This is a genomic window from Embleya australiensis, assembly GCF_051903075.1.
Taxonomy (GTDB): Bacteria; Actinomycetota; Actinomycetes; order Streptomycetales; family Streptomycetaceae; genus Embleya.
In genome coordinates this window covers 91,281-106,023 of record NZ_CP182424.1, presented here as the reverse complement: position 1 = coordinate 106,023, position 14,743 = coordinate 91,281, and the positions used below count along the sequence as shown (strand labels likewise).

Sequence of the window (14,743 nt, the reverse complement as noted above, 5' to 3'; positions counted from 1 at the left end):
GTCGTCGTTGACGCCCGTGTCGACCCTGCCGGGGACCGCCGCCGACATCGTGCAGTACCGGCTTCCCGGCGACACGGTAGGCGACTACGAAGGTTGCTGCCCGCGCGAAGACGTCCACGGTCCGGGGTTGCGCTGGTAGCGTCCGACGAGACGACGACCCGGGGGAGCGAGCAAGCATGGCAGCCGGATTCGATGAGTTTCTCAGCGCGATGCCACCGGCGATGGCCGAGCGCATGGGCAGGATGAGCGGGCTCGCCCGCCGGGGGATCCTCGCCCTGGTCGACGCCGAACCCCAGACCCTGTCGGCGGTGGTGGATCGAATCGGCACCTGGGACGACGACCCCGGCCGCGGCGGCTACCCGATGCCGCGGTTCCAGTTCCCTGCCAAGCAGGCCCTGATGGTCGCCAACGACTTCTTCCGCCTGGCGGACGAGCACGCCGTCCCGATCTCCAACGATGCCGCCGCGTCCGGCGCGGTCGAACTCCTGGAGCGACTGGCCCCACAAGAGCACCGCGACACCGCGGTCGCCGTGCTCGCGGTGATGACGGGAGACACCGACGCCGTCGAACTGGACGCCGTAGCGGGTGAATCCGAGGCGGGATTCCTGGCGTACGCGGCGACCGCCGCGTGGCTGGGTACACGCCCGCAGCTCTTCCCCTCGCGGGAGACCTTGCGGCTCCTCCTGATCAAGCACATTCGGCAAAACGAGTCCAGGGCCCTGAGCGTCCCGGCGCGCGAACAGATCACCGAGATCAGCGACCGAGAGGCGCGCGATTTCCTGCTCCGGCTCTACGGACGGGACTATCCCCTCCCCACGCACCCCGAGGAACGCGCGCTGTGGGAACTCGACATCGTTGCGGTCGCCAAGCAACATCTCCTGGAAACCCCGGCCGACGCCACCACGGCGGACCAGGCACGTGCCCTCCACGACCGCGTCGACACGATTCTTCGGGCTGCGGCCGGCACCGTCCGCCGGACCCCGCCGCCGGAGCGCACCGGCAGCCCCAGGACGCAGCCCAAACGCAAGAAGCCCAAGGGGCGCCGCTGACGCCAGTACGGCCGGGATCAGACAGCCGCGACGTCGTATCGACTCGGGTCCGTTAACCGGGTTTCTCATGATCCGACCGGCCCGGTTGCCGTGTCGATGCACCTGATTCGACGGTGCCACAGTCGCATTCCTGGCGCCCCGGGTCGGCGCCGGTGTCAGCCTGGCGTTCGGGCCGTGCTCATGTTGCGCACGACCTGTGGGAGGAGTGTGTGCTCTGCGGTCAGGACGCGTCGGGCCAAGGTCTCGACGTTGTCGTCGGTTTCGACGGGGACCTCCATGCGGGCGATGACGTCACCGGCGTCGTACTCGGCGATGACGTGGTGCACCGACGCGCCGCTGACCCGGTCCCCGGCGTCCAGGACGGCCTGGTGGACGGCTGCCCCGTACATGCCGGGTCCGCCGTGGCGGGGCAGGAGCGCGGGGTGGATGTTGATGATGCGGCCTTCGTAGGCCGCGAGGGTGCGGGGGCCGATCTTCTTCATGTAACCGGCCGTGACGACCAAGTCGATCTCGTGTTGGTCCAGGAGTTCGAGGATGGCGGTGTCGAGGTCATCGGGGTCGGGGTGGGTGCGTCCGGACAGCCGGTGGGCGGGGATGGCGTTCTCGCGGGCGTAGGCGAGAGCTCCGGAGCCGCCGTTGTTGCTGATGACGAGCGCGACATCGTAGTCGGCGTCGGGTTCGGTCGAGGCCCGGTGCAGGGCGGTGAGGTTGGAACCGGTGTGCGAGGCCAGGACCGCGACGTGGAACGTGTTCATGGGAGGAGTTTTCCACGCCGGACGCGGCCGGGCGTTCGTGTCCGTGGTTCTCGAGCGGGTCGCGTCGTCACGGCGTGGATCGGGTCGTGAACGCCGGCCTCTCGTCGAGCAGTTCGCGAACAGGGGCTGCGGTGCGATGGTCGTGGAGGGTGGCCCCCAGACGCTGGAGCAGTCGAGTGCAGTGCACGGACGTGATGTCGGGGGCATGACGCAGGGCCACGCGGGCGGCGGCTGTCGCGTGGTCGAGGTCGCCGGCGGTGGCGCAGGCGAGGGCTTGAAGTGTGGCGTGGCGTACGGCGGAGCGTTCGTGCCCGACCGCGTCGGTGACGCGTCCGGCCAGGAGTTCGCGGGCTCGGTTGAGCAGGGGCCGAGCGGGGTGCACGGTGGTGTCGGCGAGGAGGAGGTAGCCGCGGCCGCCGATGGCGTCGAGTTCGGTGGCGTCCACGTACGACATCCACGTCGGAGCGGGCCGGCCGCGGGTGGTGTCGGCGGTGGCTTCGAGGCTCTCGTCGTGGGCACGGCGGAATCCGGTGTAGTCGCCCGCCCCGGCGTAGGCGAGGCAGCTGCGTGCGGTGATCAGGGCGCGTACGGGTGGGACGGCGTCGCGGGTGAGTTCGTGGGCGACGGAAGCGAGTTGCAGGGCGGGGCGGTGTCGGCCGCAGGTGGTGGCCTGGTTGCTCATCAGGGCCAGGATGCTGGCGGCGAGGTGCGGCTCGTGGGCGGCGTGGGCGGCGCGCAATCCGCTCAAGTACCAGTACTGGGCGTCGCCTTCGCGGGCTTGCTCGTGTGCCATGAACCCGGCGGTCTGGGCGAGTTGTGCGAGGGCCGCGTAGAGATGCCGACGGATGTGCGGGGGTGTCTCGACGGTGCCGGCGAGACGGGCGACGATGGCGAATTGGTCGCCGACGAAGGTGGCGGCCGCGGAGCCGTGGTGGTCGTCGAGGGCGCGTGAGCGGGTGACGATGTCGTCCACGAGGCGGAGGAGTTCGTCGTCCGCGGGGGCGGGGGCCGTTCCGGGGCCGCCGGGCTGCGTCTGCAGGGCGTTGCCGGCCGCGTGGAGGAGCGCGACTCCCCATCCGGCGGTGAATTCCCGGCGGTCGAGCATGGACCACTCCTTGAGCAACCGGGGCATGCCGTCGGGTGTCCACGCTACGTCGAGTCCGCTTGTGGCGGGAGTGGCCGCGGTGGGTTCGCGGGGTTCACGGAGCCAGGCGTCGCGGTAGGACAAGGGTCGGCCGAGTGCTTCGGCCAAGAGCTCGACGACGATCCGGTCGACGGGAGAGCGCGGGACGTCCCCGTTGCCGAGCCACCCGTAGGGCGTCTTGAGATGGATCGGTCGCCGGTCGGCGTGCGCGGTCAGGGCGGCGTTGACACGCACCGCGAGGGACTCCGCAGTCCATCCGGCCTGGTCGATCAGGTGTCTGAGGCTGTGATTGGGGCGGGGAGGGCGTTCCTTGGCCATGACGCGCTCCTTGCCTCGTCGTGGAGACGGCTGGGCCGCTCGGGTGGGGAACGTAGTCGTTCCGGGTGACATGTCCGCGATGGCTGCCGCACGCCGGCATGGGTGGTGGGGCCCCACTTTTCGCGGTTCGCTCGCAACACGTTCCCACTCCCGCCCACCGCTGGGGGCTCTTTCCCACCGTTCCTACCGTCGCCGACCGCGTCCGGCCGCTCGTTCGGGGGCCACGATGCGAGAGGCCGCATCGATGCGGTCGTCGACACGAGGGGGTCCGCGTGGTTCCGAAGCAGTTCGGCCGTCCGCCGGCGCACTGGCCGATCGCGTTCGCGGGTGACATCAAGCTCGTCGGGGTGGTCAACACCTCCCCGGACAGCTACTTCAACGCCTCGTATGCGCCGGATGTGGAAGCGGCCGTCGCAGCCGCGCGCCGGCACATCGGCGAGGGCGCCCACTACGTCGAGGTCGGCGGGTTGTCGGGAGGGTCGTCCGCCCGCCGCGTCGACGCCGACGTGGAACTGGCGCGCAGCCTGCCCGTGGTCGAGGCGCTGGTGAAGGAGTTCCCGCAGGTGGTCGTCACCATCGACACCTTCCGGGCGTCGGTGGCCGACGCCGCGCTGGAGGCCGGCGCACGCGCCGTCAACGACGTCACGAGCATGCTGTACGACCCGGAGATGGTCGAGGTCGTGCGCCGGCACGAGGCACAGGTGTTCTTGATGCACCTGGAGGGCCCGGGCGGCCATGCCGGCCGCAAGCTCAACCGGCCGCATTTCACGGATGTGGTCGAGGAGATCAAGGCGTTCTTCGCCGAGCGCCTTGAGGACCTCGCCGGGCAGGGCGTCCGCCGCGATCGCATCGTCATCGACGTCGGGCTGGGCGCGGGAAAGCGCCCCGCACACGACTACGAACTCCTCGGCAGGTTGGACGAGTTCAACGAGTTCGGCGTGGCCCAGATGAGCGCGTGCTCACGCAAGCAGTTCGTCGAGGCGGTCAGCGCGGTGGGCCCGGACGAGCGCCTGGGCGGCAGCATCGCCGGATCGCTGTGGTCGGTCGTCTTCGGCGGCTGCACATACCTGCGGGTGCACGAGGTGCGGCCGTACGCGCAGATGCTCGACGTGTGGAACGCCATCGCGGACCGCTGCCCGCACGAGTGGGGCGGCGAGGAGACGTGAACACGCGGATCCTGGTCACCGGTGCCGCCGGATACGTGGGGTCCCTCGTCGTGGACGCGCTCGCTGCGCGGGTGGGGTCCGGCGCAATGCGTTGCCTGGTGCGGCGCCCCGCGCAGGCCGACGCGCTGCGGGCCCGCGGCCTCGAGGTCCACATGGGCGATCTCACCGACGCGCGCGGCGCGGAACCCCTGGTAGACGGTTGCGCGGTGGTGGTCCACGCCGCCGCGCAACTGGGGTCGGTGTCGCGGCAGCGGGCGTTCGAGGTCAACGTCGACGCGACCGCCGACCTGGCGCGTGCCGCAGTGAACGCGCGTGCGGAGAGGTTCGTGTTCCTCAGCAGCATCGAGGCCTACGGCCTGTTCGACGGGCGCGTCCTGGACGAGGAGCAGCCCCATCGGCCGGGCGGCCACGTGTACGGGGAGTCCAAGGCGGCCGCCGAGCGCGTGTTGCGTGGGATCTGCCCGGCGGGCCGGGGCACCGCGTTGACGATCCTGCGGCCGGGAATGGTGTACGGGCCGCGGTCGCCGTACTGGACCGGGCGCTACCGTGACCGGGCGCTGCGCGGCCCGATTCGGGTGTTGGGCCCGGGCGGGCGGGTGTTCCCGGTGTTCGAGGCCGACGTGGTCGCTGCCGTGCTGCGCGCGTGTACCGGCACACCGGTGCCGGGCGTGTTCAATCTGGTCGCGGACGAGGGCCTGACGTGGTGGGACTGGGCTCGGGCGCACCACGCCCTGGCCGGCCGTGGACGTGCGCGCCGCGAGTCGGTGGCGCTGCTGCGAGCCCGATCGGCCGCGCGGCGCCTGGCGGGGCGCCCGGGACACGGGCGCCGCCTCGAGGTGGAGACGCGCACCGGGTCGATCCCCCACGATCGCGCGGCGTGCGCGCTCGGGTGGCACCCGACGTCCTTCGTCGACGGCATGGCGGCGTGCGCGAGCGCAGAAGCAACCTCGGGGAGGCGTTCGTGAACCTGTCGGACATCGCCCCGGACCTTCGCGCCCCCTGGCTGTTTCTGCCCCGGGGTCGGTGCCGCTCCTTCACCGCAGGGCACGTCGCCTGGGCCGAGCCCGACGGCATGGGGCCGCGCGCCGGGCTCGACCCGACCTGCCCGGTACGGGTGGAGACCGTGCCCGCACGCCCCGCGGAGGCTGTCCTCGAGGAGATGGCCGGCGAGGTGGCCGCCCACGCGGCGCTGCACAGCCCGCGTCTGGCCGTGGCCCTGGACCTCGTCCTCGCGCTCGCCGCGTGGGACCGCGCGTTCCGGGACGTCGACCTGTTCCCGGGCAACATCTACCTCGCCGGCGAAGCCGGCGTCGGGCCGGTCCTGCGCGTGTCCGGCCGTGACCTGCCCCCAGCCGTCGACGCGCGCGAGATCCTGACCGAGCTCACCCGGGCGGAACTCCTCTACTGCTTCCCCGTCGCTTGGAAGTTCCGCGGCACGTACGGCAGCGAACGGCAGTTCCGTCTCAACTGCTGGGGACGACGTCTCGCACACCGCCTGGCAGAGCACGAGGACATCGCTCGCGTCCACGCGCGCTCGCTCGCCGAGACGACCGCCCACCTGCTCGAACACCGCCGCATCTACGCCGAGCACCTGCGGCTCCTGGGCGATCTCGACTCCCGTCCCGCAGGAGCGGCATGGACATCGGCCGCCGAACTCCCCGTGGGGGTATTGCTGTGACCGCGACCACGAGCGTCGACGAAACGACCACCGTCGACATCGCATGGCACGTCACCTCGTCACACCCCCCGCCCGGCGGCATCCCGCGCCGACGCGCGTGGGACGCCGCGCCGGGCGTGCGCGTGCGCCTGCGCGTGATCTCCCCGTGCCCCTGCCCGGACACCGTCCCCGAACGTGCCCGGTGCCGACGGGAAAGCCCCGACGTGCTCCACCTGGTGATCCACGCGCCGACGTGGGAGGACGCCCGAGTCGACGCGGTCGCGATCGCCGCCCGCGTGAGCGCGGCACGTCGCGGCCTGCTCCACCTGCGCGCCCACGTGCTTGAACGCCACGGCGAAGGCGGCGCCCTCCTCGTCGTGGGCGCCGACCCCGCGCACCCGCCGGGCGGAACCGGCGATGCCTGCCTTCTCGAAGGACCCCACGTACTGATCGACACCCGCCACACCCCGCCCCGCGCCGTCACGCGCGGATCGTGGACGCTGGACGAGGACGAGAGCCGGCCCGAAGTGACACACCCCCTGCGCGGCATCCTCATCGTCGATCCGACCGGGCAACAACCGCGGTACGTACCGCCGAAGACAGCCACAGCCCACCTTCGAGCGGCGCTGCCCCACCAACATCACGACCAGGACCGCGACTTCGTCGCCGCATCGGCCGCCGAGAACCGGATCCTCGACGTCGCGGCGGCCCTCATCGCCTTCTCCGTACGCCACATCGCCCCGGAACCCGACGAGATGCTCACCGTCCCGACCACCGCGACCTACACGCGTGAGGACCTGACGCACCTGCGCACCATGCAGGCGACGGCCGCCCGAGTGTACGGACGACTGGAACCCGACCGCGCCCTGGCGTGGACGCTGGAGGAACTCGGCGAACTCGCCCAGGCGATCCGCCGGCGCGAGAGCCCCGCCCGCATCGGCGAGGAGCTGGGACAACTCCTGTCCTGGGTGCTGTGCCTCGCGAATATCTGCGGCCTGGACCTGGCCGACGCCGCAGACCTCGCGCTGCGCCGCGAGGTCCTGCGTCACCTCGCCGTCCACGGCGCACTGCGGCCCCACGAACCCGCCTCACCCTTTCGGAGCGCCTCGTGATCCGACTCGCCCTGCCCAAAGGGCCCCTGTGGAAGCACAGCCTCGACCTGATGGACCGCCTCGGCATGCCCGTGTCCGCCGGCGACGAGCGACGCTACGCGCACTCGCACCCGGGACTGGACCTCGAGGTGGTGGTGTTGAAAATCCCCGACATCGCCGGCGCTCTGGGCGACCGCCTCGTCGACTTCGCCGTCGCCCCCGACGAATGGCTCACGGAGGACGATACCGCGCACCGACCGATCACCACCTTGTGCTGGTACCACGTGCGCCTGGCCGTCCTCGCCCCGAAGGATCGCGCCCGCGAGCTCGACGAGGCGTTGCGGGCACCCGGTCGTGTCCTGACGGTGGCGACGCCGTACCCGGCCGCGACCGCACGCCTGCTGCGCACACGCGCGGAGCTGCGGCTGCGGCACGTGAGCGGGGCGGTGGAGGCCTACCCGGGACGGATGAGCGACCTGGCCGTCGACTGTGTGGAAAGCGGCGACACCGCCCGCGTGAACGACCTCGTGGAAATACGCGAACTCCTGCGCTGTGACGTGCGATTGGTCGCCCACCCGCGCACGGACATGTCCACCGAGGCGGCGCGGCGTCTTCTGGCGGCGGTGCACCAGGCGGCGGTGGACCCCCGGTGCGCGCACGCGCCGGCCCCGCCCGGCGGTGGCGTGTGATGCACGACGAGGCGGGCCGGCGGGCGGTGGCGCAGGAGGCGGTGTGCGTGGCCGTCGCCGCGGCCTATCCGCTGCGCGGGCGCGGTATCGCGGTGAAGGAGGCCATCGACGAGGAGGCCACGCTCGCGATCGAACACGTCCTGTCCGCAGGTCCCTCGAGGTGGGCAGTCGCAGGCTGCGAGGGGCCGCGCGACGGCGCCCGCGCGATCGCCGTCGACGTCGAGGGCGATTCCCGCGTGGACGGGTGGGTCTACTGCGATCCCATCGACGGCAGCCTCAACGCCGCCCGCGGCGGCCCGCGTTCCGCCAGCGCGTTGACCCTCGGCGAACGCCGGGGCACGTGCGACGGCGCCCTGTCCGACAGCCAGTCGGTGTTCGTCCTCGGCTCCCACGACACCGACGTGAGCACAGCGTTCGAGGACCACACCACGTGGCAGGATCTGATCACCGCACACGCACGACGCGGCGACCGCCTCACGGGCCTGTTGAACCGCGCGGACAACATCGAAGTCCTGTCGCGGCTGTGCCCCTCGGCGACACTGCCGGCACAGGGTTCACGTTCCGGGTTCCGGCCCACGCTCGCGGGCGCGGGCGTGGTCGCGGTGGGGGACGCGACGATCACCCTGCCGTTCGAATGCGACCTGGAGTTCGGCCGCCTGGGCCTGGTCGAGGCGCAGATCCAGTCCATGCTGTGGACGACGTGGACGGGCCTGCTCGTGTCCAGGGACCGCATCCGCGCGACCCCCGGTGGCACGATCGCCTACATCGAGAGGCACATCCGAGCCCGCCGTCTGCGTGACGCCCGGGCGGCCGAGGCGCTCTTCACCGCAACCGAACGCGAGGACCTGGCCTGCGGGGGCGTGACGGCGTTGGACGCGCTGGAACCGTTGACGGTGCGCGACTTCGGGCCCGGACCGGACGCCGTGGCCGCCGTGGGGGTGCTCTCCTCTTCCCACGACTCCGCCCTTCCCGCCTTGCCATGGCGCCCGGACGGCGCGCGGTGGGATCGGCGCTCTCGTTCGCTCGCCGTCGAGGTCCTCACCGCCACCCCCGCTGGCGTGACACGCGAACGGCGGCACGTCGCCGCGGACCACCCCGCCCTGTCCGCCGCGACGCGCGCACGCTACGAGAACCTGCCCGAAGGGGGGACACGGTGATCGATACCCGAGCCGACTGGGACCACGTCGTTCTCGACGCGGCGTTCGCCGCCGAAGGATGCTGCTTCGCCGACATGGACGGGGACGGCGAGGACGATCTCGTCGCCGGGGAACACTGGTGGAAACTCGACGGGTCCGCCACCCCCACCAGATTTCGCGGCGTCGCCGACGCGTGGCTGCCCCCCTGGGGTGGCGGCGACCGCCCCGACCCCCATGCCCACCTACGCGAGGGCGGCGGCCCCGCCCAGTACAAGGCCGCCACCTACGACTGGCCGCTGCCGGGACCCACCGGGAGCACGGACACCCTCGTGTCCGTGGGCATGCACCGCGACCCCGTCCTGCGCCACCTCCCGCCGGCCGCTCCCGGACAGCCGTGGACGACACACGAGGTCACTCGCGGCGGCATCTACGAATCCGCGATCCTGACCGTCCTGGACGAGCACGCCACCGTGGGCCTGGTTACCGTTCCCGACCGTCCCCGCGTCGCCTGGTACGAGCCCGGCCCCGACCCACGCACCCCGTGGACACCACACACGGTCGGCGAACACGGCGGGAACTGGCACGGCCTCGGCGTCGGCCGCCTGGACACCGGCGGTCCCACGCACATCCTCACCGCCCACGGCACCTACCGCCCCGGAACCGACATCCGCCGGCCCTGGCACTGGAGCACCCTGGCACACCTCGACGACGACGGCGCACTCCATCCGGGCCTGGGCGACGTCGCCGCCATCCACCCCCACCCGGTCGCCGCCCACTGTCCGTCCCTGTTCGCGGCCAGCCCCCACGCCCGCGGCCTGTGGCGCTTCGACCTGCTCGAACACACCCCGGGCCACCGTCTCTACCGCCGCCGGACGCTGGAAGACACCGTCTCCCAACTGCACGCCCTCGCCGTCCTGGACGCCGTGGACGGCGAGGACGCCGACGCGTGGGTGATCACCGGGAAACGCCGACACGCCCACGGCCGCGACCACGACGTCGACCCGAACGGCCCCGCGCTGCTGTTCCGCGTCGCCGTGCACGCCGACGCCGAACGACACCCGCGCCTCGAACTCATCGACGACCACAGCGGCGTGGGACTGCAGTTCGCTGCCCGTCGCCTCCCGGACGCACGCATGCAGATCGCCACCGCGAACAAGAACGGCACCCACCTGTTCACCCAACGAAAGGGTCCCTCGTGAACCCCCGAGCCCACACCGCCGTCGAACTTCTCGACACGCTGGAACCCGGGCGCGCGCTGTGCGCGTTCAACGCCGAATCCTTCGACACCCTCGCCCCGGCCCTGCGCGCCGCCGCCGACCTCGAGTGCCCGGTGATCGTGGCATTCACCGTCCCCGCCGCCCGCGCCTGGGGCCACGCACTCACCGTCGACATCGTCGCCGACCTCGCCCGCCACCACGGCACCGACTACGCCCTGCACCTGGACCACGCCGAGGACCCCGACGAGATCCGCGCCGCGGTCGACGCGGGGTTCACGTCGGCGAACTACCTCGACGAAGGGGCCACAGCCCCCGGGGCGTACCTGCCCGCCGCGCGTTCCCTGCGCAAAGACCTCGCCGGCCGTGCCAGCCTCGAATTCGTCCTGGGCACCCTCGGACACATCGACGACGACCACCATCACGGCCACGCCACCCCACGCACACCCACCGTCCACAACGTCGAGGAGTTCGTCGACGCCTGCACCCCGGACATCGTCGGCTTCGAATGCGGATCCCTGCACGGCATGCGCACCCGCGAGCGCGACCTCGACATCGAACTCATCGCCGCCGTCGCCCACTCCACCGCCCTGCCGATCGTGCTGCACGGCTCCTCCGGCGTCACCGCCCAAGGCCTGCGTGCGGGCGTGGACGCCGGCATTCGCAAGATCAACGTGGAGACCGCCGTCCGCGCCGCCTACCTCGACACCGTTCGTACCTGCGTCAACGGCGACGGCGACGCCGCCCGCAAACCCCGGCACCTCACCCGCGCCACCGACGCCGCCCTGCACGAGACCTTCACCCGGCTCCTGAGCGAGCACACCCGACCCCGAAAGGCGTCAGCATGACCACCAGGACGTCCCCGCTCGTGCGACCCGGCACCGCCATGCCGCACTTCCGCCTCCCCGACACCGACGGGCACCTGCACGACAGCGCGGACCTGCTCGGCTCCCGAGGAACCCTCGTGGTGTTCCTGTGCGTGCACTGCCCCTACGTCCAACACGTCGCCGACGCCCTGGCCGCGCTCGCCGACGACCTGACCCCCCTGGGCATCACCACCGTCGGCATCAACAGCAACGACACCACCCGCTACCCCCAGGACGACGCCGCGCACATGCGCGACCAGGCCACACGACACGGCTTCCGCTTCCCCTACCTCATCGACACCGACCAGACCGTCGCCCGCGCCTTCGACGCCGTCTGCACACCCGACTTCCACCTCCACGACGCCCAAGGCGGCCTGTACTACCGCGGACAGATGGACGACAGCCGACCCGGCAACGACCTACCCGTCACCGGAGCCGACCTGCGCGCCGCCGCGCAGGCCCTCCACCGCGGCGACGCCGCCCCACTGCGGCAACGGCCCTCGATCGGCTGCGGCATCAAATGGCGCCGGACCGATGCCACACCGGAGGACTGAACACGAACGCATCGAGCACTCCGCCCGGATCACCCGGCCGGTCCGGGCCGCCGTTCGCGGACACCCGCCACAACCTCCGAGAGGAGCGAGCCGTGCCCCCCGCGCACAGCCCACTCGACACCCTGATGCACCTGCTGAACCACGACGTACCCCACCAATTCGTACCGATCATCCTGACCGAGACCGTCACCGACACGTGCGCCGCGCTGCGGCTGCCCACGCCGACCCTGCTCGGGGGCAACCTGGTGATCGGCGACCTCACCCGCGCCGCATTCGTGCTCAGCGCCCACCTCGACGAGGCGTCCTTCAACGTCACCGACGTATCCGACCACGCCATCGGACTCTTCCCCTGTCATCGGATGCCGCCCCGCCCCGACACCCTCGACCTCACGTTCGTGGGCGTACGCGACGGGCACCCCACACGTCTGGGATCCGCCACCGGCACCATCGCCCATCCACACCGCGTGAACGCGCTCCCGATAGACGACATCCGCCTGGGCGACCGCGCCGTGTATCGACACACCACCACGCTGACGGGCACGCTCCTCACCGCGAAGGCCCTCGACGACCGCGTCGGCGCCGCCGTCGCCCTGCACGCCGCGTCGACGCTGCACGACCGCGGCATCCCGGTCGCGGTCGTCCTGAGCGACGGCGAACAGCATTGCCCCGACGGCTACTTCAGTCGGACGTTCCCGCGCGTGCTGAACTCGCTCGCACCGACCGCAACGCTGATCTTCGTGGACGGGGTCTTCCCCCAGGCCCACGAGCGCGACGATCACAGCGCGCCGCGTCCCGGGGCGATCGTCGTCCCGCACTCCGGAGACGGGCGCGGCCACACCGTGCCCCCACTGCTCTTCGCGCGCCTGCGCGACGACATCATCCCCGGTGCGCAGGACGCCGACATCGACGTCCACGTCAGCCAACTACCCCACAGCCGCGGTGACGACTGGGGACTGGTCACCAATCCCACAGCCGCACACGACCACCCCGCCTTCTTCGTCAGTTTCGTCGGAGCCGGCACGCACCCGGCCAAGCGCGTCCTCGACACCCGGTGCCTGGACCACTGCACGAACGCCCTCGTCCACTGCGTGCAAAACCTCACCCGCCTCCCGTACACGCCCCCACCGCGAACGCGAACGACACACCGAACACCTTCCACCGAAAGGCGCTCAGCGTGACCACCACCGTTCTCCCCCACGACCGGCCCGCGATCGACCGTACGCGCATCGCCGCGCTCTACCGTGAACTCCTGATCGCCCTGGGCGAGGACCCCGAACGCGAAGGCCTGCGCCGCACCCCCGAACGCGCCGCGGGTTTCTGGTCCGAATTCCTCGACCACGACCCCGGCGAAACCGACACGGTTTTCGCCCGCGACCTCGACTCCGACGCGAATACCGAGACGATGGTCCTGGTGGGAGGCATCTTCGGCTGGAGTGTGTGCGAACACCACCTCCTGCCCATGCGCCTGCACATCACCGCGGCGTACTTCCCCAGCGGCAGCGTTCTGGGGCTCTCCAAGTTCGCCCGCATAGCGGGTGCCCACTGCCACCGCCTCCAGCTCCAGGAACGCGTCGGCGACGGCATCAGAGCCGACATCGCCAAGGCGACCGGCAGCGAACACGTGGGCGTCGTCATCGAGGGCGAGCACCTGTGCATGAGCATGCGAGGCGTCCGCGAACCCCAGGCCCGGACCATCAGCACCAGCCTCACCGGCCGATTCCGCCAATCCGACGCCCTCGCCGACCGACTGCTCCACCTCGCCCGCACCACGACAAGCTGACGACCGACAACGGCTCCACGCGCCGCCGCCAACCCGGGCGGCGGCGCACACAGAACGAGGGCCTCCGCCGCAAGTCGGGAACGTCGACGGCGACAGACCACCTGCCAGCCCCGTGCGGGCCGACAACAGGAAAGCCCCGAAGGGGTGATGCGCATGTCGGAACGCCGAAACACCACCGAGGAGCGCGGCAGGATATGTGCCATGCGTAAAGCTTCGACGTGGCACGAGTCGGGAACACACGTGGAGCCACGTCCCGCTCCTCAACCGACGCGCGAGCAGGTGCTGGCCCACACCTGCCCAAGGTGTCTGGCGGGCCGCGGACAAGCGTGCCGCAACCAGGACGGCCGGCCCACACGCCCCCACGCGGCACGAGTGGCGGTGGCAGCATCTCAGGCCGCCCGGACCGGGACGTCGCGGAAGATCCCGGAACCCGTGGCGATCGAACGCGTTCGGCCCCGGCCCGCTCAGGACAAATGGGCCGAAACGGCGCGAAGGCGTGACGAGACCGAACTCCGACAGCGCGGCATGCGGGCGATCTCTGCGTTCTCGGCCCTGGCCCCGCCACCGAAGCGAAACGCCGCGCATCCCGCGCTGACGGTCGACTGCCCTACATGCCGCGCGAAGGAGGGCGAAAGGTGCGTGGCCCCCGACGGCATTCGTCACGGGGCACCCCACATCCCCCGACGCAACCTCGCCGCAACCACCGCCGGCCCACCTGGCCCGCGGGAAAGCCCACCTGAGAAGGCGAAGGCGAAGCAGGCCGGAAGAAGCGACTACGCGGACACCCTCGACGTGGGATGTCCCCGCTGTGGAGCGGCTCCGGGCAGCCGGTGCCCGACCACAGACACACGCGGGAGACCTGCCCTCCACCCCGAACGCGCGGCAACCGCCCGGACGTTGCCTCCAGCCCCGCAGGTGGGAAAGCCCAAGACGACGAAGAACCCTCCTCCCAGCCAGGCAACGGGCGCCACAAAGGCACAAAGACGCGCCCTGAACCAGGAACAGGCGCGTCGCGGAGAGGAACGACGTCGACGACAAGCGCTGCCCCCACAGGCGACGGCCGCCAACCAGAAGACGATCGACCGACTGCGCGGCACATGGCAGGCGCGACAGGACCGCGACGACGCGTACCGCGACCAGCTCGGAGTCGCCTCCGGAACCGCCTTGCCGAAAGCGATCGGCGTGACCGGGTCCGCAGGAGCAGCACGAGGGGGCCGCGGCGCGTCCCGCAAAGGACGCGGCACATACGGGTGACCCCGCGTCCTCCGCCGTCGCTCGCAGAACGCGGCGACGTCCGGAATCTTGAAAGCGCCGGCGTACGGGA

At 71.5% G+C, this 14,743-nt stretch carries 15 protein-coding genes; 13 read left to right on the top strand and 2 right to left on the bottom strand.

The window, feature by feature from the left end; translation table 11 throughout:
• The first annotated feature begins 176 nt into the window (after positions 1–176).
• Positions 177–1,049 carry a hypothetical protein gene (locus ACMXN5_RS49335; protein ID WP_439681560.1) on the top strand — a complete coding sequence of 291 codons (873 nt, stop codon included), beginning with the start codon at positions 177–179 and terminating at the stop codon, positions 1,047–1,049.
• A 155-nt stretch (positions 1,050–1,204) separates the two neighbouring features.
• Here ACMXN5_RS49335 and purN read toward each other — a convergent pair whose 3' ends face one another.
• Positions 1,205–1,804: a phosphoribosylglycinamide formyltransferase gene (gene purN / locus ACMXN5_RS49330; protein ID WP_439681559.1), complete on the bottom strand. Its 600-nt coding sequence runs from the start codon at positions 1,802–1,804 to the stop codon at positions 1,205–1,207.
• Between the two features lie 67 nt (positions 1,805–1,871).
• On the bottom strand, positions 1,872–3,266 hold the full coding sequence (locus tag ACMXN5_RS49325) for a hypothetical protein (protein ID WP_439681558.1): 1,395 nt from the start codon (positions 3,264–3,266) through the stop codon (positions 1,872–1,874).
• A gap of 272 nt (positions 3,267–3,538) precedes the next feature.
• On the opposite strand from ACMXN5_RS49325, the gene folP reads away from it, so the two are divergent.
• From folP to ACMXN5_RS49265, 12 genes are all read left to right on the top strand, one after another.
• A complete protein-coding gene (folP, locus tag ACMXN5_RS49320) occupies positions 3,539–4,432 on the top strand; it encodes a dihydropteroate synthase (RefSeq protein WP_439681557.1) in 894 nt (297 codons plus the stop codon).
• Positions 4,429–5,397 carry an NAD-dependent epimerase/dehydratase family protein gene (locus tag ACMXN5_RS49315; RefSeq protein WP_439681556.1) on the top strand — a complete coding sequence of 323 codons (969 nt, stop codon included), beginning with the start codon at positions 4,429–4,431 and terminating at the stop codon, positions 5,395–5,397. Before folP ends, ACMXN5_RS49315 begins: the two co-directional genes overlap by 4 nt.
• Positions 5,394–6,110 carry a hypothetical protein gene (locus ACMXN5_RS49310; RefSeq protein WP_439681555.1) on the top strand — a complete coding sequence of 239 codons (717 nt, stop codon included), beginning with the start codon at positions 5,394–5,396 and terminating at the stop codon, positions 6,108–6,110. Before ACMXN5_RS49315 ends, ACMXN5_RS49310 begins: the two co-directional genes overlap by 4 nt.
• Complete coding sequence (locus tag ACMXN5_RS49305; RefSeq protein ID WP_439681554.1) at positions 6,107–7,201, top strand: MazG nucleotide pyrophosphohydrolase domain-containing protein; 1,095 nt, start codon at positions 6,107–6,109, stop codon at positions 7,199–7,201. The genes ACMXN5_RS49310 and ACMXN5_RS49305 overlap by 4 nt, the downstream gene beginning before the upstream one ends.
• Positions 7,198–7,869 (top strand): ATP phosphoribosyltransferase, encoded by a 672-nt coding sequence (gene hisG, locus ACMXN5_RS49300; protein WP_439681553.1) that lies wholly within the window; start codon positions 7,198–7,200, stop codon positions 7,867–7,869. Before ACMXN5_RS49305 ends, hisG begins: the two co-directional genes overlap by 4 nt.
• The gene (locus tag ACMXN5_RS49295) at positions 7,869–9,026 is read left to right on the top strand and encodes a hypothetical protein (protein WP_439681552.1); all 1,158 of its coding nucleotides are present in this window, start codon (positions 7,869–7,871) and stop codon (positions 9,024–9,026) included. The genes hisG and ACMXN5_RS49295 overlap by 1 nt, the downstream gene beginning before the upstream one ends.
• Positions 9,023–10,204 carry a hypothetical protein gene (locus ACMXN5_RS49290; RefSeq protein WP_439681551.1) on the top strand — a complete coding sequence of 394 codons (1,182 nt, stop codon included), beginning with the start codon at positions 9,023–9,025 and terminating at the stop codon, positions 10,202–10,204. The genes ACMXN5_RS49295 and ACMXN5_RS49290 overlap by 4 nt, the downstream gene beginning before the upstream one ends.
• Positions 10,201–11,067 (top strand): class II fructose-bisphosphate aldolase, encoded by an 867-nt coding sequence (locus ACMXN5_RS49285; RefSeq protein ID WP_439681550.1) that lies wholly within the window; start codon positions 10,201–10,203, stop codon positions 11,065–11,067. Before ACMXN5_RS49290 ends, ACMXN5_RS49285 begins: the two co-directional genes overlap by 4 nt.
• The gene (locus ACMXN5_RS49280) at positions 11,064–11,639 is read left to right on the top strand and encodes a thioredoxin family protein (protein WP_439681549.1); all 576 of its coding nucleotides are present in this window, start codon (positions 11,064–11,066) and stop codon (positions 11,637–11,639) included. The genes ACMXN5_RS49285 and ACMXN5_RS49280 overlap by 4 nt, the downstream gene beginning before the upstream one ends.
• Before the next feature lie 92 nt (positions 11,640–11,731).
• Entirely contained in the window at positions 11,732–12,817 is a 1,086-nt protein-coding gene (locus tag ACMXN5_RS49275) for a hypothetical protein (RefSeq protein ID WP_439681548.1), read from the top strand.
• Positions 12,814–13,419, top strand: coding sequence for a GTP cyclohydrolase I (gene folE, locus ACMXN5_RS49270; RefSeq protein ID WP_439681547.1), 606 nt, complete (start codon positions 12,814–12,816; stop codon positions 13,417–13,419). The genes ACMXN5_RS49275 and folE overlap by 4 nt, the downstream gene beginning before the upstream one ends.
• 147 nt (positions 13,420–13,566) lie before the next feature.
• Complete coding sequence (locus ACMXN5_RS49265) at positions 13,567–14,673, top strand: zinc finger domain-containing protein (RefSeq protein ID WP_439681546.1); 1,107 nt, start codon at positions 13,567–13,569, stop codon at positions 14,671–14,673.
• The last annotated feature ends 70 nt before the right edge of the window (positions 14,674–14,743 follow it).

Coding starts and splice junctions, on each gene's coding strand:
- purN (WP_439681559.1), bottom strand. CDS start 1,804: ATGAACACGTTCCACGTCGCGGTCCTGGCCTCGCACACCGGTTCCAAC.
- ACMXN5_RS49325 (WP_439681558.1), bottom strand. CDS start 3,266: ATGGCCAAGGAACGCCCTCCCCGCCCCAATCACAGCCTCAGACACCTG.
- ACMXN5_RS49335 (WP_439681560.1), top strand. CDS start 177: ATGGCAGCCGGATTCGATGAGTTTCTCAGCGCGATGCCACCGGCGATG.
- ACMXN5_RS49280 (WP_439681549.1), top strand. CDS start 11,064: ATGACCACCAGGACGTCCCCGCTCGTGCGACCCGGCACCGCCATGCCG.
- ACMXN5_RS49295 (WP_439681552.1), top strand. CDS start 7,869: ATGCACGACGAGGCGGGCCGGCGGGCGGTGGCGCAGGAGGCGGTGTGC.
- ACMXN5_RS49265 (WP_439681546.1), top strand. CDS start 13,567: ATGCGCATGTCGGAACGCCGAAACACCACCGAGGAGCGCGGCAGGATA.